Source organism: Virgibacillus flavescens (genome assembly GCF_050574275.1).
Taxonomy (GTDB): Bacteria; Bacillota; Bacilli; order Bacillales; family Amphibacillaceae; genus Virgibacillus_F; species Virgibacillus_F flavescens.
Genome location: NZ_CP192260.1, coordinates 2,552,418 through 2,572,403 on the forward strand (window position 1 = coordinate 2,552,418; position 19,986 = coordinate 2,572,403).

Consider the following 19,986-nt stretch of genomic DNA (forward strand, 5'->3'; position numbering starts at 1 on the left):
CCATTCACCTCTCAACAAGGAATCTTTTCATCTTTTGCACAAAGGAAGTTGATTCTTTATCATTTACTTTTAAAGAATTTTGCGAATAATTTGCCACTATTTCTCTCAGTGCTTTAGAAATTGCAGCATTCTTATTTAGTATACTGTACGGTATTTGTCTAATTACTGCGGTTGATACAGTTCGGTCATCTGGAAGTATTCCCATTGGAAGAATTTCGATGTTCAAAAACTGAGAAATAACACGTTGAAATCTTTCCAGTGATTTTTTTCCTGATTTATAAGTTAACGAACGATTCATTATCAAATATATCGGCATATCACTTTGGTTGTTTACGATATGCTTGATCATTCCATAAGCGTCCGTTATGGAAGTTGGCTCAGGTGTCGTGATAACAATACACTCGTCTGAAGAAACTATAAAAAATAGACTTTCCTGAGTTGCTCCAGCCCCCATATCAAAAATTATATAGTCATATAGTTGAACCAGTTCGTTGTATTGTTCCAGAAAATAGTCTTTTCTGGATTCATCCATTGTAAAAAAGTTAGCAAGACCATTACCAGCTGCTATATAAGATAATCCGTTGGGCCCTTTTTCAATAATATCGTGTACTTTGAGCTCTTCATCAAACATATCCACAATCGTTCTCTTTGCATTTAATCCTAGCAAAATATCAATGTTTCCCATCCCTACATCAAGATCAAAAAGTAAAACTTGTTTTTGTGTTTTCAGAAGTTCGAGTGAAAAATTTAATGCGAAATTAGACTTTCCCACACCGCCTTTTCCACTGACTATCGAAATCGTTTTCGCCTGTTTCGGATTTTTCGATTGTTGTAATTTTCTCCGTAAGCTCATTGCCTGATCATTCATCTCGATATTCACCCACAATATATTCACTTATTTTTTCAGGGGAGGGTTTCACTAAATCATCAGGTACATCCTGGCCGTTTGTCATATAAGCAATGCCCATCTGATTCTGAACTGCCAGATTAAGCATACTTCCATATTGTCTAGTCTCATCAACTTTAGTGAAGATGTACGCTTTAATTGGTATATGTTTAAACTGGTCACTTATTTTCATAAGATCTTTCGGCTTAGCAGTAAGAGAAAGTACTAGATACGTTTCAATTTGATCATTAAAGTCGATGCTGTTTTTCAGTTCCCGAACATACCTCTCATCACGAAAGTTTCTCCCCGCAGTGTCTACTAATATCAAATCATAATCAGTAAACTTTTCTACTGCTCGTTTATAATCAGTAATATCGTAGGCAACCTCTAACGGTATATCAAGTATTTTTGCGTATGTTCTCAATTGTTCAATGGCAGCTATTCGATATGTATCAGCAGTAATAAAAGCAACCCGCTTATTCATATTCAGCATATTTTCAGCGGCAATCTTTGCAATAGTAGTCGTTTTTCCAACTCCAGTTGGGCCAACAAAATGAATGATTTTTTTATTAAATGTAATACCTTCAAAAGAAAAATTAGTTAATCGTGATGAAATCTCTTTTAAGGTTTCCTGAAAAATAACCCGCTGTTCCAGTTCATCATCAGTAGCTGCATGCTTGTCCAACACTTCTTGAACAATACCTGCTGCTAACTCCTCATTAATCTCCTGATCAATTAAATGCTGATAAACGAGTTTATATTGTGGACTGAATTTATCGTTTACAGATTGATTTTGCACTTCAAGTAATTTTTTTAGTTGTTTAATTTCTTTTAGTACATGTTCATCTTTTCGAGGTGCTTCACTTTTTTGATTTTTTATTGCTTTACTAACCGGAATATCACTTCTTTGTTTTATATCTGCCTTGGTCGGTTCGGGATCAAGAGCAGCTATAACTTCAATATTTCTTTTCTTGAAAATCCCAAAAAAACTTCCATTCTTTACTTCTTTCGAATTTAATATAACTGCATCTGCACCTAACTCTTTTCGAATTTGATGCATGGCTTCAGGCATCGTAGCTGCAACGTATTTTTTTACCTTCATGCTACATTCACCACCCCTACACTCTGTACTTGTACATTCGGTTCTAATTCGTTATAGGATAATACAACAACTTGTGGCAAAAAGCGTTCAACTAATTGTTTTAAATACATACGAACAGCAGGCGAACACAATAAAATAGCTGAGTCTTCCTGCAAAGCAATACGCTCAACCTCAGCGCTCACTGTTTTGATAATAAGCTGTTGTGATTCTGGATCCAATGACAAATAGTTTCCATGTTCTGTTTGCTGGATGTTTTCGGCAATCATTTTTTCTACTGCTCCTGAAATGGTAATTACCTTCAGTGACATATCGTTATTAGCATATTGTTTTGTTAATTGAGGTGATAATGATTGTCTGGCATACTCAGCCAATAAATCTGTATCATTCGTCATTTTCGCAAAATCAGCTAGCGTTTCAAATATAATAGGAAGGTTTCTGATTGAAACATCCTCTCTTAATAACTTCGCTAATACCTTTTGAACATCACCAAACGATAATGGTTCTGGCGTAACTTCGTCCACCAGAATAGGATAGCTTTCTTTTAAATGATCGATAAGCTGTTTCGTTTCCTGACGACCTAAGAGAATATGTGCATGCTTTTTTATTACTTCGGTGATATGCGTAGAAACAACAGAAGGTGGATCTACTACTGTAAATCCTGATAATTCTGCTTCGTCCTTCACTTCCTCGCTTATCCATTTAGCAGGCAATCCAAATGCAGGCTCTTTGGTTTCAATTCCATCAAGACTGTCGTCATCGCTACCTGGAATCATAGCCAAATAATGATCAAGCAGAAGTTCACCAAATGCAACTTCATTTCCTTTTATCTTTAATCGATATTCATTCGGGTTTAACTGAATGTTGTCTCTAATTCGAACAACAGGAATGACGATACCAAGTTCAATTGCCAGCTGTCTGCGAATCATGATCACTCTATCTAGCAGATCTCCCCCCTGACTTGCATCAACTAAAGGAATTAAAGCATAACCAAATTCAAATTCAATAGGGTCCATGTTTAATAAATTGACAACATTTTCGGGAGACTTCATCGCAGAACTTTCACTTTCTTCTACTTCCTCCGTATCAGGTTCTTCAATTTTCTCAGCTTGTTTTAATAGTAAATAACCACTTAGGGCTAATAAAGCCGCGAGCGAAGTAGTTAGTAAGAAGTTGATAGGTGTTAACCCAAGCAAGAAAATAGCACCAGCTGCGATGAAAAGTAGTTTTGGAAACTGCAGCAATTGCCCTGTAACGTCTGAACCTAAATTACCTTTTGATGAAGCTCTTGTAACAATAATACCAGTAGCAGTTGCTATTAATAATGCAGGAATCTGACTTACCAGTCCATCACCAACAGTTAACCGCATGAACGTATTGAGCGCTTCCTGAAACGGCATACCCATTTGAACCATTCCGATTATTAATCCAAATATAATATTTATTAATACAATAATAATTCCGGCAATGGCGTCACCTTTAACGAACTTACTTGCACCGTCCATCGAACCGTGAAAATCGGCTTCATTCTCCACTTTGGCGCGTCGTTCTTTTGCCTGTTGTTCTGATATTAACCCAGCATTTAAATCGGCATCTATACTCATTTGCTTTCCTGGCATAGCGTCTAATGAAAATCTTGCTGCAACTTCAGATACACGTTCAGCACCTTTTGTAATAACCAGGAATTGAATAATTACGAGTATAATAAACACTACAAAACCAACTAATGGATTTCCTCCAATTACAAATGAACCAAACGTCTCAACAACTCCACCAGCTTGTCCATCTGATAATATTGCTCGAGTTGTAGATACATTTAACGCTAAACGAAATAAAGTTAAAAGCAATAATAGGGATGGGAAAATAGAAAATTGTAATGCTTCTTGTGTGTTCATAGCAACTAAAATAACAATTAAAGCTAAAATTATATTAACTAATATCAAAAAACTTAGTAGCCAACCAGGTAAAGGTACAACTAACATTGCGATGATTAGTATTACCCCTAGTAATACCGATAAATCTCTAGCCTTCATAAATCTCACCCCTTTTTGCTAAACCTTTTTCTCCAGTCGATAAACATAAGCCAATACTTCTGCAACAGCCTGATAGTATTCTTCAGGTATACTGTTTCCAATATCAATTGCACTATATAAAGTCCTGGCCAATTGTCGATTTTCAACCATGATAACGTCATTTTTTTTAGCTATTTCTCTAATTCTAAAGGCCATATGGTCGACCCCTTTTGCCACGACAAATGGTGCACTTGATTTATTTTCATCATATTTAACTGCTATCGCGTAATGCGTTGGATTTGTGATAACTACATCTGCAGTTGGAACTTCACTCATCATACGCTGGGCAGCCGCTTGACGCTGTTTTTCCTTAATTTTTGACTTTATTAACGGGTCACCCTCGATATTTTTGTACTCATCTTTAATATCATTTTTAGACATTTTAATATTTTTCTCAAAATCATATTTCTGATAGGTATAGTCAATAACAGCAATAAATAGTAATGCAAAAGTTGCTGCCATTCCCATTACAATTGCGCTATTACCAAAAAATGATAAGGCATTTTCTACCGTTTTAAAGGAAAGCATCATCATTTCATCTTTATACAACCATATTATCCAGAAAGTTATTACACCCATGAACACTATCTTTAGTAACGATTTAACTAATTCAACAATTGCCCTGGCAGAAAATATTCGTTTTGCACCCTGGATCGGATCCATTTTTTTGAGATCCATTTTTAAAGGCTCGGTTGTAAACAAAAAACCGAATTGCGCAAAGTTCGCTGCGAGTCCAGCTACAATCGCTATTCCCATGATTGGAGCAATAATCATTGCTATCTCAATTGTTCCTTCAACAAATACCTGATGTACGCTGCTTTCGGTGAGTTCCCAGTGAATATATTCTGTGAACGCAGTTTTGTATAATGCTTCCAGACTCGCTCCCATGCTTCCGCCAAAAAATAATAACATAATAAAACAAAAAAATAATAGAAATGCAGTATTAATGTCCTGACTTTTGGCAACTTGTCCTTTTTTCCTGGAATCCTGGCGTTTCTTGGGAGTAGCTCTTTCAGTTTTTTCACCTGCAAAAAATTGAAGATCCAATTTCAATTGCATGTTAGGCCCCTCCCATAAATCGCATTAACCCGTGCATTGCATCAAACATTGTTTCAAATAAACTCTTTACTAACACCATGTATAAACTAAGGAAAAATAATATTGCTACAAAACTAACAAATATTTTTAATGGAAGTCCTACTACAAATACGTTTAGCTGTGGTACTGTTCTCGCTATGATGCCAAGTGCAATATCCACTAAAAAAAGACAACCAACAATTGGAATCGCCATCTGAAACGCAATAATAAACATTTGATTAAAGGTATCAATAATAAAGTTAACCAGATTTTGATTTTGAAATGGAACATATGCATCCACTGGAATTAAATTATAACTATAGAATATCCCATCTATTAATAAATGGTGTCCATTGACCGATAATAGAAAAAGAAGTGCAATAATATAGAAATATTGACCTGTTAATGGACTTTGTGCTCCTGTTTGTGGATCTATAACATTTGCTATTGCAAAACCCATCTGAAAATCTATTAATCCACCGGCAATCTGAATTGCGGATAAGATGATGTATGCCAGTAAACCAATCAATAATCCAACTACAGCTTCTTTTGCCACTAATAATATAAAATTACCATCGATCTGAATGACTGGCGCCTCAACTGTATAAAACATAATAAATGTAAGAAAAAAACTAAATCCAATTTTAAAATGATTAGGTATGGTTTTATAAGAAAACAGTGGCAGTGCAACGAAAAAAGCAGTCACTCTGACAAAAATCAATAAAAAAACAGGGACACTTGAAAAATTAATTATGTCTATCATTTTTATCCAACAAACTGATTTAGGTTTTTAAAAATATCAGCTGTAAACTCCACCATAGTTGTTAACATCCAGGGACCGAAAAAAATTAATCCAACAAATACTGCAACAATTTTCGGAATAAATGCCAGTGTCTGCTCTTGAATTTGTGTCGTTGCCTGAAAAATACTTACTAATAAGCCTACTACTAATGCCAGTATTAACAGTGGACCTGAGACTAGAAGTACAGTATATACCCCTTTTTCTGCAAGTGTTAATACGAACTCACTACTCATAAAAACCTACCCCTTCAATGTAAAAAAACTATGCCTATTCATTAAAAGCCATCCAGTAATGAGTGTGCTATGAGGTACCAGCCATCCACCAATACAAATAATAATATCTTAAATGGAAGTGAGATCATTACAGGTGGCAGCATCATCATACCCATTGACATCAAAACACTGGCAACTGCCATATCAATTATAAGAAAAGGCACAAAAATCATAAAGCCCATTTGAAAAGCTGTTTTCAGCTCACTAATAGCATATGCAGGTATAAGTGTAGTCATTGGAATATCCTGAACCGTCTCAGGCTTTTCCATTTCTGCATAATTCATAAATAACGCCAGATCCTTTTGACGGGTATGTGCTGACATAAAGTCTTTCATTGGAGCACTCGCTCGATCATACGCTTCATCAAGCGTAATTTCTTCAGCGAACAAAGGCTGAAGCGCCTCTTCATTTACTTCATTAAAAGTAGGAGCCATAATGAAGAAAGTTAAAAATAATGCCAGCCCAATTAATACCTGGTTCGGTGGCATAGACTGTGTTGCGAGTGATGTCCGAACAAAGGATAGTACTATAATAATTCGGGTAAAACTAGTCATTAAAATTAAAATGCTTGGAGCTAATGATAATACGGTTAGCAGTAGTAAAAGCTTAACGGACGTTGCGATGGACGATGGGTCTGAATCTGAGAACATATTTACAAATTCATTCATGTTTATCACCTTTTCGTTTATGGTGATTAATCATCTTTGAACGTCCATTCTTTAACTTATCAAGTTCGCCAGCAAACAAGTTTTTAAAATCACTCTTTGGTTGGTTCGAACTTTCACCATTATTCTTGTGGGAAAATAACGAAGACAAAAATGAGCCAGACTGAAAATTAGTGGACTGCTTATTATTTTGCAGTATCTCCTGTTTTTCTGCCTCATCTGTAATCTCGTGCATTAACTCTACATTATCCCCGACGCCAACCACATAAAGTCGATCGCCAATTCGAATAATCTGGATGGATTTATTTTGACCTACCGAAACGCCTCCAACGTTTTCCAACGCCTTAACTTGACTAAATAATTTGTTTCGTTTACTTAAGAATTTAAGTAATAAATAAATAAGTGCCAGAACAAGAACTAAAGCAAAAAACATTTTAACTAACATAAATAGTAATGAATCATTCTCCTTCTTACTTGCTTCATCACTATTTTCATTTGAACCTTGATTTTCTAAATTACCACAATCCACATTACCTTCTATACACTCTTTAGCATTTGGTGCTTCTGCCGATACTTCAACTTGGCCAATTCCTATATAGCAAACTATTAAAAAGATGCAAATACTAATTTTGTTTAACAACTTATTCACTCGTTTCTTAATCTAATGCCTTTTGAATTGCTTCAATAACGCGGTCTGCTTGAAACGGTTTTACAATAAAATCTTTTGCACCAGCTTGAATTGCATCGATAACCATAGCTTGTTGTCCCATTGCAGAACACATAATAATTTTCGCCTCAGGACTTTCACTCTTGATTTTTTTAAGTGAAGTAATGCCGTCCATTTCTGGCATAGTAATATCCATAGTTACTAAATCAGGCTTTAATTCATTGTATTTATCTATTGCTTCTGCACCGTCTTGCGCTTCCCCTACTACTTCGAATCCATTTTTGCTTAAAATATCCTTGATCATCATACGCATGAAAGCTGCGTCGTCCACGATTAATATACGTTGTCCCATTTACTTTCGACCTCCATTTATTTTAGTTTCATAAGTCTTTCAGATTGGCTGATAATATCTGTTACTCTTACACCAAAGTTTTCATCAATCACAACTACTTCGCCTTTGGCAATTAACTTTTCATTCACAAATATATCGACAGGTTCACCAGCCAGTTTATCTAGTTCTATAATTGAACCTGAAGATAAATCCAGAATATCTCTGATTGTACGTTTTGTGCGACCTAGTTCAACAGTTACCTTTAAAGGAATATCTAGTAATAAGTCCAAGTTGCGCTGTTCGTTTTTACTTAGTTCCACTTGTTCAAAAGTTGAAAATGATGCCTCATGAACATTGGAAGAAGATTGACTTATATTTTCACCAAGAAATTGTTGATTAGGCTTTGCTTCTATCTTTTCTTCATCCTGCACTGGCTCTTCAACTTGAACTGCAGCAGCTTGTTCATTGCTTGCTTCCTTATTCGATTTGTTCATTAACTCTTCAACTAGTTTGTTTGCAAATGGAATCGGTATTAACTGCATAATATTTGAATCAATTAATGTTCCTACTTTCAGCTGGAAGGAAACTTTAACAAAAACTTCTCCCTGCTTTTCTTCATCTTCTTCCATCACAACTTCATTGACATCCTGTTTTTTAATTAAAGGTGGAGAGATATCTACTTTCTTATTAAAAATAGTAGACATACTAGTTGCAGCAGCACCCATCATTTGATTCATTGCTTCCTGTACAGCGCTAATATGTATATCTGTTAATTCTTTCGAAGGACTTGTGCCATCACCACCCAGCATGATATCTGAAATAATAGACGCATCATCTGATTTAATCACAAAAACGTTTTGACCAATAAATCCTTCAACATATTTCACCTCAACACTTAAGTGGTCAAACGTAAATTCATCTGTGACATCCTTCTGTTTAATTACAGATACTTGAGGAGTAGTAATTTCAACTTTTTGATTAAGCAGTGTTGAAAGAGTTGTTGCAGAACTACCGAATGAAATATTTCCTATTTCACCTAATGTATCTTCTTCTATACTCGTTAAATAATTGGAAGTATCAATATCAGATGAAGTTTCCCCTTCATCGTCATCAGCACCCACTTTTAGTAATGCATCTATTTCATCCTGGGAAAGCATGCCATCATTCATCATCCCTGTTTCCCCCTTCAATTTCTTCTATTACTTGTACTGAAACTTTATTTCTGAGTTTACCTGGCTGTACATAAAACTTTGCTTCGTTGTTGATCTCAAGTGTTAACGGTTCATCTATTGGCTGGTTTAAACCAATGATGTCATTAGTTTGTAAATTTAATAATTCATCAATACTAATAGTAGTTTGACCAAGCAGAGCTTTCGCTTCTACTTTCGCCAGTTTAATATTTTCTGAGAGTTTCTGATAGGTTTCCGGATCTCTATTTTTTGTAGATGTCTGCATCCAGTAATGAACGGAAAGTTTAGGAATAATCGGCTCTAAGACAATATGTGGAATACAAATATTAATGAGTCCACTTGCTTCTCCGATATTCGTATTTAACGATACGATTACAACCGTTTCATTAGGCGAAACCATTTGTAAAAATTGAGGATTTACTTCAAAATCTTCTAATACTGGATCAATTTCTACAATTGATGACCATGCTTCTTGTAAATTCACAACAGCTTTTTCAAAAAGTTGAGACATCAGCATCGTTTCAATTTCTGTTAAATTATCAACTTTATTAACACTGTTACCTTTCCCCCCAAGGATACGGTCCATCATACCGTACGCTATATTAGGATTCACTTCCATCAGAATTCGACCTTCGAGAGGAGCCACACTGTAGATATTTAAAATGGTCATTTTGGGTACTGATCTAATAAACTCCTCGTAAGGGATCTGATCCACTGATGCAACGGTAATATTTACATACGTTCTTAATTGAGCAGAAAAAAATGTCGTAAGTAAACGCGCATAATTTTCATGAATTCTTGAGAGACTTCTTACTTGGTCTTTAGAAAATCGAAGCGCTCTTTTAAAATCATATACTCTAACCTTCTTTTCTTTTTCTTCTTTCTTTAATTCATCTGCATTCATCTCTCCGGATGAAATAGCCGATAATAATGCATCTATTTCATTTTGCGACAGTATCTCTTCCACGGTAATACCTCACCTCCATAATGGAGTAATTATAGTTATTGTAAAATCTTACTAATTGTATAGACATCTGTAATCGTTCCATCTGTCATTACTTCATTTAGTCTCAACTGAACAACATCTTCTAATTTACCAAGTCCTGATTTAAAATCTTCTGCTGACATTACTGATAATTCTTTAATTAGTATATTTTTAAGCTGAAATTCTCTTTTTTCAATTTCTTCTTTTGCTTCTTCACTGTTTGTTACAATTTGGAACTGAATTTTTACGAAGCTTCCATCTTTTAGATCTGTGGTAATTTCAGAAGTTTGATAGGAGTATTCGACAATGTCATCAATTGATTGAGCCTCACCCTCGTTATCATCACCCGAAACATTTAAGACAACTACTAATGCAATAACTCCACCGAGTACTAAAATAACTAATGAAGTAACCATTGTCTTAACTAGTCTACTCATTTGCATCACCTACCTCTTTCACACATTCTCTGATCCCCAATTTACGATAAAAACTTGAAACAAGGCTTGCGACTTCCTGCTCAGGTTCTTTTACAACTATTTTCTTGCCGTTTATCAGTGTAATTGTTGTATCTGGGTGGGATTGGATCTGTTCAATCATGAGCGCATTTAAAGTAAATACATCCTTGTTCAGTCTGGTTAATCGAATCATAATATGGTGGGGGGATGTGCCTGATTCAGACAGCATCCCCTACCTCCTCATCTATTATCGTTTTAGGTTTACTAACTCTTGTAAAATTTCATCTGAAGTAGTAATAATTCTGGTATTTGCCTGAAATCCACGCTGGGCTGTAATCATTTCGGTGAATTCTTCAGCTAAATCCACATTTGACATCTCAAGTGAACCACTAACAATTGATGCGGTGCCGCCAGTTTCTGGAGTAGCTAAAGCAGGAGCGAGTCCAGCATTTTCTGAGTTTAAAAATAGATTGCTACCCGCTTTTTGAAGGCCAGCTGGATTTGAGAAATTAGCTATACCTATCTGACCTCCATTTTGAGTAACACCAGCAGCGTCAATATAATTTACTGTTCCATTAGTTTGTATACTGAAGCTTTGAGCAGTTTCAGGAATATTAATACGGTTTTCGTTTACATCTTGCAAATAATATCCATCTGAATTTACAACGTCTCCTTCACTATCTAAATAAAAGTTTCCAGCACGTGTGTACATAGTAGTACCGTTAGCATCTAAAGCGAACATTCCATCTCCCTCTAGTGCTAAATCTAGTGGATTGTTAGTAGTTTGACGAAATCCCTGTGTGTGAATATTGTCTATAGAACCAAGTTGTGATCCAAGACCAACTTGTTTAGCATTCATTCCTCCACGTGCACCCTCTGGACCTTGAGCTCCTGACATGGTTTGACTCATCATATCCTGAAAGGTAACTCTTCCTTTTTTGAATCCTACTGTATTTACGTTTGCAATATTATTACCTATAACATCTAATTTTGCTTGAAACCCCTTCATACCTGAAATACCTGCATACATTGAACGTAACATATTAATTCATCCCTTCATTGGTTAAATATAGTAAGCTGTATCAATCAGTCAACAGCTCCTTGGCCTCCCAACATGGGTCCAGCCTATTTGTTTATTAAAATCGTTCCATTAATATTGGTGAAAATTTTATTTGTTGCTTCTTCACGATTCATTGCCGTAACAACCGTGTTATTTTTTGTGCTTACAAGTAATGCAGCATTATCTGTTACTACTAGAGAATCTGTAATTCCTTTACTTTTTGCTTCTACCATTTTTTCTGAAATCGTTTGCCATTGCTCGTCATTAATCATAATGTTTCTTTCCTGTAATCGTTCTTGAGCATGTCTGCTGATTTTTACAGTTTGGGCATCTGCTAAAGCATCTTTAAAATTAATGGATGCGGACTGCTGCTTTGTTGCAGGTTGTTTTACATTAGGAAATTGCAAGGCATGTGATTGTGTTTGATGGATGCGATGATCCATATTTATTCACTTCCTTCTGATTTATCTGGTCCCTCTACAGTAGATTGAGTTGCATTGTCGTTTTCTGTGTCAGGGTCCCTAATTTCCAATATAGCGTCTGCATATATCTTCTTTCCATTTTCCAATTCGAGAATAGCCCATCCTTCCTTTTGGCTTACCGCGATAACATTACTAGATTCAACATCCAGTTTCTTTCCAGTTTCTTCGTCATAGTTTTGATAACTTACTTCTTTACCGATCATATGACTATATTTAATGACTGGAGAGACCAACTGACTTTGAACTAACTTATCGATCGAAGCAGACATGTTTGTCATTTGTTCTAATGACGAGAATGATGCCATTTGTGAAATGAATTCTCGATCATCCATTGGTTTAGTTGGATCCTGATTTTGTAATTGAACCATTAGTATCTCTAGAAATTCATTTTTACCAAGTTCAGGACTAGGTTGTCTGGAGTTCGGCTGGTTCTGTAAGTAGTACGATGGATCTATTTTAGTCAACTCATTCACCTACACTTTCTCATTCATTAATACTTCTTGAAAGAATCGCTCAAATTCTTCACTTGATTGTTTCTGCTCATCTTTATTAGGGTTATCAGACTGACTTTGGTCATCGTTATCCATTGATTGCTGATCTTTATCCTGATGTAAATTTTGAGATTGCTGGGTCTGCATCTCCTGTTTTTCAATTACCACTTGCTGTGGTGAAAACATGTGTTTAAGCTGAGTCATATTGGATTCCAGCATCTCTTTCGCTGCTGCAGAAGCAACAATAATTTTCACTGTCATTTCTCCATTAATTTGAGTTAGCTTTACCATCATTTCTCCAAGATTCGTTGGTTTTATTGAAATATTCAATTGACTTGATCCATTATTCAAAGTTAAAAATTTACTTGTTTTAATTACGTCTTGAAATTTATCAACAAGCTGCTGAGAATTATTTTGCGTATTCTGCGTTTGATTTAAATGAATCACGTATTGTTCAACTTTAGATATAGGCATAGTCGTTAGGTTTGCTTGCATTGTAGTTGATTGCTCAGAAACTTTTTGTTTCGACAACGCGTTGCTTATCCATTTTGTTATATCCGTACTGGTTACTTTTGCATTCGTGTTGTACTGCTGAGAAGTCACAAATTGGTTTCTTTTTTGAAAGGCGCTTACAAGTTCTCGCCAAACTGTCTCCGTCTTTGTCCCGTTAGCACTTGATTGATTAAGGGAAGCTATGTTAACTTCTTTTGTCGCTCCAAGCTTATTTTCAAGGCTAGTCCATTTTTCTAAAAGCTTTTGAATCTCTGGTGCCAGCTTCGCTATACTTTTTTGATCTGTCAAACTTGATAATAAAGATTCTGCCTTTTTACTAATATCTCCAAGTTGTTGTAATACCTCTTTTTTATTAATTGGTACAACTATAGGAGTAATAGTTGCAGCTACTCTTGTTTGTTCAACCGGTACTTGTTTATTGTCAGTAGAGCTCAGTTGAACATCAATTAGAGCTTTTAGCTGCTGCATCATACCAGCACTCAAATGTAAGCCTTCGCCAATTTGATCTATATTATCTGACTCTTTCAATTCAGCAAGAAGCTTTTCTTTTACTTCTTCAGGCACTTGGGAAAATAAACTTTTTAAAAGGTCTTCAGAACTTTTGGGTTCAGGTTTCTCACCAGTCTGATTTCCCAATGGATTTGGTATCTGAGCAGTTTGCAGCAGCCCATTGAATACATTAGTTAATTCCTTTGGAACACATTCTCGCGTAATTACCTTTGCTTGCATTGGTTTTGATGGTATTAACATTCCAGTAACATTCATTTTTTCACCCCCCTTCAAATGAAAGTAAAGTCACTCTCCACTATTGAGATAAGCTTTTGTGTACTGGGCAGCTTTCTCTGTTTCCATTTCTTCTAATATACCTGCACGAACATCTTCTGGTACACCTTTTAAAATTGCAATCGCCATGCCTTCCTCTAAGTCTTGAAGAATTAGAGCAGATTGTGCCGTATCCATTTGTTCGAATGAAGCAGTCATGGAAATTAATTGACTGGGTTTTTCATTTTTTTTATTTTCATCTTCTGTACTACTTTCATCAACAGGTTCAGGTGAATCTTTATTTTCTAATTTCACAATTTCCTGTTCCAACTGATCTATAGTTTCTTCCATGCTTGTTAGTTGTGCATCTAATTCTTCAATTTTGTTATCTTTTTTCTTAAGTTTCGATTTATACTCCTCTTCTGTCTCAATATTTGATTTCTCCACATCCGTTTTCACCATAGAAGAAATAACGGGAATAGTATCACCTTTTTCCTTTGCCCAATCAATTACGTCAAAACCTGCTACTTTAAAAATAATAATTATAACCGTTACTGCAACTATTACCGGTACAACTATTGCAAACAAAAACCAAAGGATAGGGTTTGATTTTGTTTTTGTCTGATCCTTTTTATTTTTGGCCATCTCATTCACCTATTTTTTTGATTTAAGTACTGCTGAACAGATATTTCATCCATGAATATTTTTTCATTTTTTTGGATTATTTCTTCCTGTTCTTTTCTGCGATACGTGATAATCTTTTCAAATTTTTTAACTTCAACATGAGCATCTGTTAAGATTACTTGCTTTTCTTCCATTTCACTTCTAGCAACCTTAACTTCCTGTTGTAATTGCAATATTTGCTTATTTAACATTTCAATGTATGCAAGTTGTTCTCTTATCTTATCGATAGGAATTGTGTGTTGTATGTATTCTTCACGAGCACCCTCAGCATCTTCTTTCTTTTTGAGCAATGTATATAATTGGGTAGCCACACCTTCGAAGTATTCAATTGATCGATGATATTTTTTTTGCGCATCATGTTTTTCTTGTTCTCTTACGTTAAGAATTTTTGATAACGCTACAATTTCTGCCATTAACCAACGCCTCCTGAAAGTAAAGTTTGCATGCGTTTTATTGATTCCTCAAAAGTCAGATGTTCCAAAATATCTTGTCTTAAGAATTTTTGAATTGTCGGGTAAAATGCTATAGCTCGATCAATATCTTTATCTGTTCCGCGTTTATAAGCCCCAATTTGGATTAACTCACTATTTTCTTCATACGTGGCCATTAACGTTCTAATTTGCTGAGCAGTATCTAGATGCTCTTTAGTAGCAATTTGAGTCATAACCCTACTAATTGATTTCAATGTATTAATTGCTGGAAATTGTCCTTGTTCTGCCAGTTTTCTATCCAGTACAAAGTGTCCATCCAGAATACCTCTAACTGTGTCAGCAATCGGTTCATTCATGTCGTCACCATCTACTAACACTGTATAAAAAGCAGTTGTGGTTCCATTTGAACTCGTTCCCGTTCTTTCAAGCAACTTTGGAAGTATAGCAAAAACTGACGGTGTATACCCTTTAGTTGTTGGGGGTTCACCAGTTGCTAAACCTATTTCCCGTTGTGCCATTGCTACTCGCGTAACTGAGTCCATCATTAAATTCACATGATAACCAAGTTCTCTAAAATATTCACTTATCGCAGTTGCGGTATAAGCGCCTTTTATTCGCATAAGCGCTGGCTGATCAGAAGTGGCAACGACAACAATTGATTTTTTTAAACCTTCCTCACCGAGATCCTTCTCAATAAACTCTCTTACTTCTCTGCCACGCTCCCCAATTAAGGCAATCACGTTTATATCAGCACTACTATTTCTTGCGATCATGCCTAGTAAAGTACTCTTTCCCACACCACTACCAGCAAAAATGCCTACCCTCTGCCCTTTTCCTACAGTAAGTAATGAGTCTATAGCTTTCACTCCAACCTGGATCGGTTCGGTGATTCTAGGACGAGTTAATGGATTAGGTGGGGATTGTTCGGTAGTAAAACTCGATAATCCTTTAGGTAATTTAGTCTCGTCTAATGGATTACCAATTGAATCTACTACTTTACCAATTAATCCACGTCCTATTTTGATTGTTAATGGCTTACCTGTTGATTCCACAAGACAACCTGGGCCGAGCTCAGAAACTGTGGAATATGGCATGAGAATAATTTTCTCATTATTGAACCCAACTACTTCTGCTAATATTGGTTTATTTATCGATTTAGAGCTATGGATATAACAAACTTCTCCGATGTTAGCTTCAGGCCCTCTTGACTCAATCATCAGTCCAACTACACGCAATACTTTTCCAAAACGTTTATACGTATTTGCTTGTTCAATAGCATTAACATATTGTTCTATTTTCATTGTTTATTCTCCATGTTCACTTCATGTAACAGAGCACGTAACTGATTTAGCTGCGTATCAATACTTGCATCAATTTGGCCAAAAGGATGTTCAATCACACAGTCATTCACCTGCAGATTATCTTTCACTAGAATAGTAAGCTTTGAATCTGAATCGAGTAATCTATGTAACTCGTCCTTTTGCTTTATAACAAGCTGATAATTATCAGGATGAACATAAATAGATACGACAGATTGTTCTTTAATTTCATTAATAGCTGACTTTATTATGTCAATGAATGTTTCTGGTTTGTCGTTTAATTTTAACGTTATGATTTTTTCAGCAGCCTGCATAGCTAATTGTAAAATCACTTCTTCGCTGCTTTCTAGAACGGCATGATAATCAATAGTGGCAGAATCAACTATCTCGTTTGTTTTACTTAGCAGATCAGCATAGTGCTTCAAGCTTTCTTCTTTTCCAGTTGAAAAACCAGTTTCATAGCCTTGTTTCTTCGTCTCGCTAATCAACTGTTGTTTCTCGTTATTCCAATTTTCCTTCTCAAGCTCTATTTCCTTTTGAGCGTCAACCAATAGTGACTCACTTTGTTGTTTAAGTTCATTTAATTCCTGTTTCATTTGCTGCAGTTTTTTCTCTTTCGCTGCTATTTCTTCATCAATGTGGGCAACGTTATACTTTTTCGTATCCGTTTTTCTTAGAACTTCCATTGGTTTAATTTTAATTTGTTTTTGGCTAGTGGTGGAATAATTCTGTAAATTACTATTAAACAATGATGTCGTCACCTCCACCACGGGCAATTACAATTTCTCCAATTTCTTCTAATCTGCGAATCACAGCTACGATTCTCGATTGTGCCTCTTCTACATCACGAAGCCGTACCGGACCCATGAACTCCATCTCATCTTTAAACGTTTCTGCCATTCGTTGAGACATATTTTTAAATACCAGGTCTTTAACTTCATCACTGGATACTTTAAGAGACAGCCGAAGATCTTCATTATCAACTTCACGGATAATCCGCTGTATTGCGCGGTTGTCCAAGATTACGATATCCTCAAAAACAAACATCCGTTTTTTGATTTCATCCGCTAACTCAGGATCCTGAATTTCCAATGCATCCAGTATCGTTCGTTCTGTACTTCGATCTACTCCATTCAACACCTCGACTACAGATTGAATACCACCTGTTTGTGTATAATCCTCTGTTAGTGATGATGAAATATTTCTCTCTAGCACCTGCTCAACCTGACTAATAATATCAGGTGAAGTTGAATCCATCGTTGCAATCCGTTTAGCAATGTCTGCTTGCATCTCTTGCGGCAATGCAGAAAGAATTTGTCCAGCCTGTTCTGGATCCAAGTATGATAGAACCAGAGCAATCGTTTGCGGATGCTCACCTTGAATAAAATTTAACACTTGTTGCGGATCAGCATTACGTGCAAAATCAAATGGTCTCACTTGTACGGATGAAGTTAAACGATTGATAATCGTTGAAGCTTCATTTTTTCCAAATGCTTTCTCCAATACGGTTTTAGCGTAACCAATTCCACCTTGAGAAATAAAATCCTGCGCGATAGCAACCTGATGAAACTGCTCTAATACTTCTTCTTTAAGCTTTGATTCAACTTTCTTAACTGAGGAGATCTCAAGGCTTAATTTCTCTATCTCTTCTTCTGACAAATGTTTATATACCTGAGCGGAAACATCCGGACCTAAGGAAATTAATAAAATTGCTGCTCGTTGTTTACCGGTTAATGCTGGTTTTGTTCTTGCCAATTAAATTCCTCCTAATCCTCCGCAATCCAACTACGTAACAATTTAGCGAATTCTTCCGGTTTATCTTTCGCCATTTTTTCTAATTGTTTTCTTCTAACAACTGATTCGGAATCTTTTTCTGTTCCAATTTCCGGCAATTCAACGGGTTGCTCTAAGCTTGTGGACTCTTCAGTCAACTCTTCCTCAGAACCTTTTTTATTTCGCATTAACATTACAATTAATACAATTATGATAAGAAGTAAAACCCCACCTGCAATGTACATCCATAATGGAATTGTTGGTACGGTATTCTCTGGAACTTTAGTAGTATCACTGAATTCCTGGAAGACAATCGAAACTTTCTCTTCCGGCTGCACCTGACCATACTCAGCATCAATTGAAGTAGTTACAATTGAATTGAGGATGGAAGATATCCCTTCTTCAACAGTTGTTATTTCATTATTAGATAAATATTGCGTTTGATCGCCTTCTCGTCCAGTAACATTGTTAACTGCAACTTGTATACCAAGATCTCTTATTTTGTATGGACTTTCTACTATTTCTTTTCTAATTCTGTTGTACTCATTATTTATTGTTTCTTTTACTAGTTCATAATCGCCTTCTTCACCATCTTCAGCTGCATAAGCTGGTATATCTTCTCCATCAGTGCCAACAACCCCACCAGCAGCTGGATTACCAGAATACGTTTCATGAACTGTTTCAATACTAACTGGAAGACCTTCCATCGTTTCTAAATTGACTGGTTCAACAATTTCTTCCACTCTATTTTCTTTTGTGAAATCAATATCAGAAGTAACGGATACAATAACATTTTCTGGTCCTACCATCGTTCCTAGCATCTGTTGTAATCTTCTTCTTATATCCAGCTCAATATCTTTTTTCACACTTTGCTGATATGTATAGGTATCTTGATTACTCCCACCATTCGTGGTATTCCGATCGAAATACTCAAAATACTGATTCATGATCACAATGTTTTCTTGTGGTAATTTTGGTACTGCCTTGGAAACCAGGCGATATAATGTTTCAATTTGATTCCCTTCAAATTCATATCCGGGTTGTGTGTTTATTACGATCGACGCACTGGCAGATTGGCCAGAATCACTTACAAAAACAGGATCCTTTGGCATGTTAATCATTACTTTCGCATCTTCAATTCCTTTAACACCTTTGATTAAATTAGCAAGCTCTGTTTGCATCGCATCCAGTTTAATCATGCTGAATTCATTATCAGTTATCCCCCAGGATGCGTTCTGACTAAAAAACGAATAATCAATATTCCCACTATTCGGTATACCTTGGCCAGCCAAATCAACTAATAAATTATTTACTTCTGCCTCTGGAACCGTTACAGTTGTACCGCCGTCTTCAATGGCGTATTGAATTCCTCTAGTATCTAACTCTTCTTTAATTTGTCCAACTTCCTGTAAGGATAAATTGCTGTATAAAGGCATCAAACCATTATTATTTGAGAATAATGTAAGTCCGATAACGATAAAAACAACGATTACGATCGACCCCAAAAAAATACCCTTTTGACTTTTCGATCGCTTTCCCCAATATGTTTTAGCTGAATCTCTATATTTCAAAAATTTTTCCTTCATATATTCCCCCGCCAAATTCCAATAAAATATTAGTACGTATTAGGACCTACAATAACAAATTGGTATTAAACTTGCATGCGCATTATTTCGTTGTAGGCATCAATAACTTTTCGCTGAACTTGTACGGATGTTTCGAGTGTAATGCTCGCTTTTTGAGAAGCAATCATTACATCATGAAGGTTATCTATTTCTCCTCTTGCAAATGCTTCTGTTTTCTGATTGGATGTTACCTGCGACTTATTTACATTCTCTAATGCTGATTTAAGCGTATCAGCAAAATTAGCCTGTGCCTCCCCTGGAGAAACAGGTTTACTATTTGCAGTAACGGGTACTATAGGATTGGATATACCATTTATGATTTGACTCATGGTGCTTTCACCCCTT

General features: G+C 35.9%; 24 protein-coding genes. All 24 read right to left on the reverse strand.

What is annotated here, in order from left to right; all coding sequences use genetic code 11:
- Positions 1-4: 4 nt before the first annotated feature.
- The 24 genes from VBD025_RS12360 to fliE all read right to left on the reverse strand — a co-directional run bounded on the left by VBD025_RS12360 (position 5) and on the right by fliE (position 19,970).
- The gene (locus tag VBD025_RS12360) at positions 5-868 is read right to left on the reverse strand and encodes a MinD/ParA family protein (RefSeq protein ID WP_430785897.1); all 864 of its coding nucleotides are present in this window, start codon (positions 866-868) and stop codon (positions 5-7) included.
- Positions 861-1,988, reverse strand: a complete 1,128-nt coding sequence (flhF, locus tag VBD025_RS12365) for a flagellar biosynthesis protein FlhF (RefSeq protein ID WP_430785899.1) — start codon at positions 1,986-1,988, stop codon at positions 861-863. Before flhF ends, VBD025_RS12360 begins: the two co-directional genes overlap by 8 nt.
- Entirely contained in the window at positions 1,985-4,018 is a 2,034-nt protein-coding gene (gene flhA, locus VBD025_RS12370; protein ID WP_430785901.1) for a flagellar biosynthesis protein FlhA, read from the reverse strand. Before flhA ends, flhF begins: the two co-directional genes overlap by 4 nt.
- An 18-nt stretch (positions 4,019-4,036) precedes the next feature.
- On the reverse strand, positions 4,037-5,116 hold the full coding sequence (gene flhB / locus VBD025_RS12375) for a flagellar biosynthesis protein FlhB (RefSeq protein WP_430785903.1): 1,080 nt from the start codon (positions 5,114-5,116) through the stop codon (positions 4,037-4,039).
- A 1-nt stretch (position 5,117) separates the two neighbouring features.
- Positions 5,118-5,897, reverse strand: a complete 780-nt coding sequence (fliR, locus tag VBD025_RS12380) for a flagellar biosynthetic protein FliR (RefSeq protein WP_430785905.1) — start codon at positions 5,895-5,897, stop codon at positions 5,118-5,120.
- 2 nt (positions 5,898-5,899) lie between these two features.
- Positions 5,900-6,169, reverse strand: coding sequence for a flagellar biosynthesis protein FliQ (gene fliQ, locus VBD025_RS12385; RefSeq protein ID WP_430785907.1), 270 nt, complete (start codon positions 6,167-6,169; stop codon positions 5,900-5,902).
- Between the two features lie 41 nt (positions 6,170-6,210).
- Complete coding sequence (gene fliP / locus VBD025_RS12390) at positions 6,211-6,876, reverse strand: flagellar type III secretion system pore protein FliP (RefSeq protein ID WP_430785909.1); 666 nt, start codon at positions 6,874-6,876, stop codon at positions 6,211-6,213.
- The gene (gene fliO / locus VBD025_RS12395) at positions 6,869-7,522 is read right to left on the reverse strand and encodes a flagellar biosynthetic protein FliO (RefSeq protein WP_430785911.1); all 654 of its coding nucleotides are present in this window, start codon (positions 7,520-7,522) and stop codon (positions 6,869-6,871) included. The genes fliP and fliO overlap by 8 nt, the downstream gene beginning before the upstream one ends.
- Positions 7,523-7,529: 7 nt before the next feature.
- Positions 7,530-7,892, reverse strand: coding sequence for a response regulator (locus VBD025_RS12400; protein ID WP_430785913.1), 363 nt, complete (start codon positions 7,890-7,892; stop codon positions 7,530-7,532).
- A gap of 17 nt (positions 7,893-7,909) precedes the next feature.
- The gene (gene fliY / locus VBD025_RS12405; RefSeq protein ID WP_430785915.1) at positions 7,910-9,043 is read right to left on the reverse strand and encodes a flagellar motor switch phosphatase FliY; all 1,134 of its coding nucleotides are present in this window, start codon (positions 9,041-9,043) and stop codon (positions 7,910-7,912) included.
- Positions 9,033-10,028, reverse strand: a complete 996-nt coding sequence (fliM, locus tag VBD025_RS12410) for a flagellar motor switch protein FliM (RefSeq protein WP_430785917.1) — start codon at positions 10,026-10,028, stop codon at positions 9,033-9,035. Before fliM ends, fliY begins: the two co-directional genes overlap by 11 nt.
- Positions 10,029-10,063: 35 nt before the next feature.
- Positions 10,064-10,483 (reverse strand): flagellar basal body-associated protein FliL, encoded by a 420-nt coding sequence (gene fliL, locus VBD025_RS12415; RefSeq protein WP_430785919.1) that lies wholly within the window; start codon positions 10,481-10,483, stop codon positions 10,064-10,066.
- Entirely contained in the window at positions 10,476-10,694 is a 219-nt protein-coding gene (locus tag VBD025_RS12420; RefSeq protein ID WP_430791394.1) for a flagellar FlbD family protein, read from the reverse strand. The genes fliL and VBD025_RS12420 overlap by 8 nt, the downstream gene beginning before the upstream one ends.
- Before the next feature lie 54 nt (positions 10,695-10,748).
- On the reverse strand, positions 10,749-11,543 hold the full coding sequence (gene flgG / locus VBD025_RS12425) for a flagellar basal body rod protein FlgG (protein WP_430785921.1): 795 nt from the start codon (positions 11,541-11,543) through the stop codon (positions 10,749-10,751).
- Between the two features lie 83 nt (positions 11,544-11,626).
- Positions 11,627-12,004 carry a TIGR02530 family flagellar biosynthesis protein gene (locus VBD025_RS12430; protein ID WP_430785923.1) on the reverse strand — a complete coding sequence of 126 codons (378 nt, stop codon included), beginning with the start codon at positions 12,002-12,004 and terminating at the stop codon, positions 11,627-11,629.
- Positions 12,005-12,006: 2 nt separating this feature from the next.
- Positions 12,007-12,507, reverse strand: a complete 501-nt coding sequence (gene flgD, locus VBD025_RS12435) for a flagellar hook assembly protein FlgD (protein WP_430791396.1) — start codon at positions 12,505-12,507, stop codon at positions 12,007-12,009.
- A gap of 9 nt (positions 12,508-12,516) precedes the next feature.
- On the reverse strand, positions 12,517-13,812 hold the full coding sequence (locus VBD025_RS12440; RefSeq protein ID WP_430785925.1) for a flagellar hook-length control protein FliK: 1,296 nt from the start codon (positions 13,810-13,812) through the stop codon (positions 12,517-12,519).
- A gap of 30 nt (positions 13,813-13,842) precedes the next feature.
- Positions 13,843-14,454, reverse strand: coding sequence for a MotE family protein (locus VBD025_RS12445; RefSeq protein WP_430785927.1), 612 nt, complete (start codon positions 14,452-14,454; stop codon positions 13,843-13,845).
- Positions 14,455-14,459: 5 nt separating this feature from the next.
- Positions 14,460-14,906, reverse strand: a complete 447-nt coding sequence (gene fliJ / locus VBD025_RS12450; RefSeq protein ID WP_430785929.1) for a flagellar export protein FliJ — start codon at positions 14,904-14,906, stop codon at positions 14,460-14,462.
- Positions 14,906-16,225 carry a flagellar protein export ATPase FliI gene (gene fliI, locus VBD025_RS12455; protein WP_430785931.1) on the reverse strand — a complete coding sequence of 440 codons (1,320 nt, stop codon included), beginning with the start codon at positions 16,223-16,225 and terminating at the stop codon, positions 14,906-14,908. The genes fliJ and fliI overlap by 1 nt, the downstream gene beginning before the upstream one ends.
- Complete coding sequence (gene fliH / locus VBD025_RS12460; RefSeq protein WP_430785933.1) at positions 16,222-16,992, reverse strand: flagellar assembly protein FliH; 771 nt, start codon at positions 16,990-16,992, stop codon at positions 16,222-16,224. Before fliH ends, fliI begins: the two co-directional genes overlap by 4 nt.
- Entirely contained in the window at positions 16,985-17,998 is a 1,014-nt protein-coding gene (gene fliG / locus VBD025_RS12465) for a flagellar motor switch protein FliG (RefSeq protein WP_430785935.1), read from the reverse strand. The genes fliH and fliG overlap by 8 nt, the downstream gene beginning before the upstream one ends.
- A gap of 11 nt (positions 17,999-18,009) precedes the next feature.
- Positions 18,010-19,602, reverse strand: coding sequence for a flagellar basal-body MS-ring/collar protein FliF (fliF, locus tag VBD025_RS12470; RefSeq protein ID WP_430785937.1), 1,593 nt, complete (start codon positions 19,600-19,602; stop codon positions 18,010-18,012).
- A gap of 65 nt (positions 19,603-19,667) precedes the next feature.
- On the reverse strand, positions 19,668-19,970 hold the full coding sequence (gene fliE / locus VBD025_RS12475) for a flagellar hook-basal body complex protein FliE (protein ID WP_430785939.1): 303 nt from the start codon (positions 19,968-19,970) through the stop codon (positions 19,668-19,670).
- Between the last annotated feature and the right edge of the window lie 16 nt (positions 19,971-19,986).

Bases quoted from the DNA above. Each gene is read 5' to 3' on its own strand.
- fliQ (WP_430785907.1), bottom strand. From the start codon at position 6,169: ATGAGTAGTGAGTTCGTATTAACACTTGCAGAAAAAGGGGTATATACT.
- fliR (WP_430785905.1), bottom strand. From the start codon at position 5,897: ATGATAGACATAATTAATTTTTCAAGTGTCCCTGTTTTTTTATTGATT.
- fliL (WP_430785919.1), bottom strand. From the start codon at position 10,483: ATGAGTAGACTAGTTAAGACAATGGTTACTTCATTAGTTATTTTAGTA.
- fliJ (WP_430785929.1), bottom strand. From the start codon at position 14,906: ATGGCAGAAATTGTAGCGTTATCAAAAATTCTTAACGTAAGAGAACAA.
- VBD025_RS12360 (WP_430785897.1), bottom strand. From the start codon at position 868: ATGAATGATCAGGCAATGAGCTTACGGAGAAAATTACAACAATCGAAA.
- VBD025_RS12420 (WP_430791394.1), bottom strand. From the start codon at position 10,694: ATGATTCGATTAACCAGACTGAACAAGGATGTATTTACTTTAAATGCG.
- VBD025_RS12400 (WP_430785913.1), bottom strand. From the start codon at position 7,892: ATGGGACAACGTATATTAATCGTGGACGACGCAGCTTTCATGCGTATG.
- flhF (WP_430785899.1), bottom strand. From the start codon at position 1,988: ATGAAGGTAAAAAAATACGTTGCAGCTACGATGCCTGAAGCCATGCAT.
- flgG (WP_430785921.1), bottom strand. From the start codon at position 11,543: ATGTTACGTTCAATGTATGCAGGTATTTCAGGTATGAAGGGGTTTCAA.
- flhB (WP_430785903.1), bottom strand. From the start codon at position 5,116: ATGCAATTGAAATTGGATCTTCAATTTTTTGCAGGTGAAAAAACTGAA.
- fliF (WP_430785937.1), bottom strand. From the start codon at position 19,602: ATGAAGGAAAAATTTTTGAAATATAGAGATTCAGCTAAAACATATTGG.
- fliP (WP_430785909.1), bottom strand. From the start codon at position 6,876: ATGAATGAATTTGTAAATATGTTCTCAGATTCAGACCCATCGTCCATC.
- VBD025_RS12445 (WP_430785927.1), bottom strand. From the start codon at position 14,454: ATGGCCAAAAATAAAAAGGATCAGACAAAAACAAAATCAAACCCTATC.
- VBD025_RS12440 (WP_430785925.1), bottom strand. From the start codon at position 13,812: ATGAATGTTACTGGAATGTTAATACCATCAAAACCAATGCAAGCAAAG.
- VBD025_RS12430 (WP_430785923.1), bottom strand. From the start codon at position 12,004: ATGGATCATCGCATCCATCAAACACAATCACATGCCTTGCAATTTCCT.
- flhA (WP_430785901.1), bottom strand. From the start codon at position 4,018: ATGAAGGCTAGAGATTTATCGGTATTACTAGGGGTAATACTAATCATC.
- fliY (WP_430785915.1), bottom strand. From the start codon at position 9,043: ATGATGAATGATGGCATGCTTTCCCAGGATGAAATAGATGCATTACTA.
- fliI (WP_430785931.1), bottom strand. From the start codon at position 16,225: ATGAAAATAGAACAATATGTTAATGCTATTGAACAAGCAAATACGTAT.
- fliE (WP_430785939.1), bottom strand. From the start codon at position 19,970: ATGAGTCAAATCATAAATGGTATATCCAATCCTATAGTACCCGTTACT.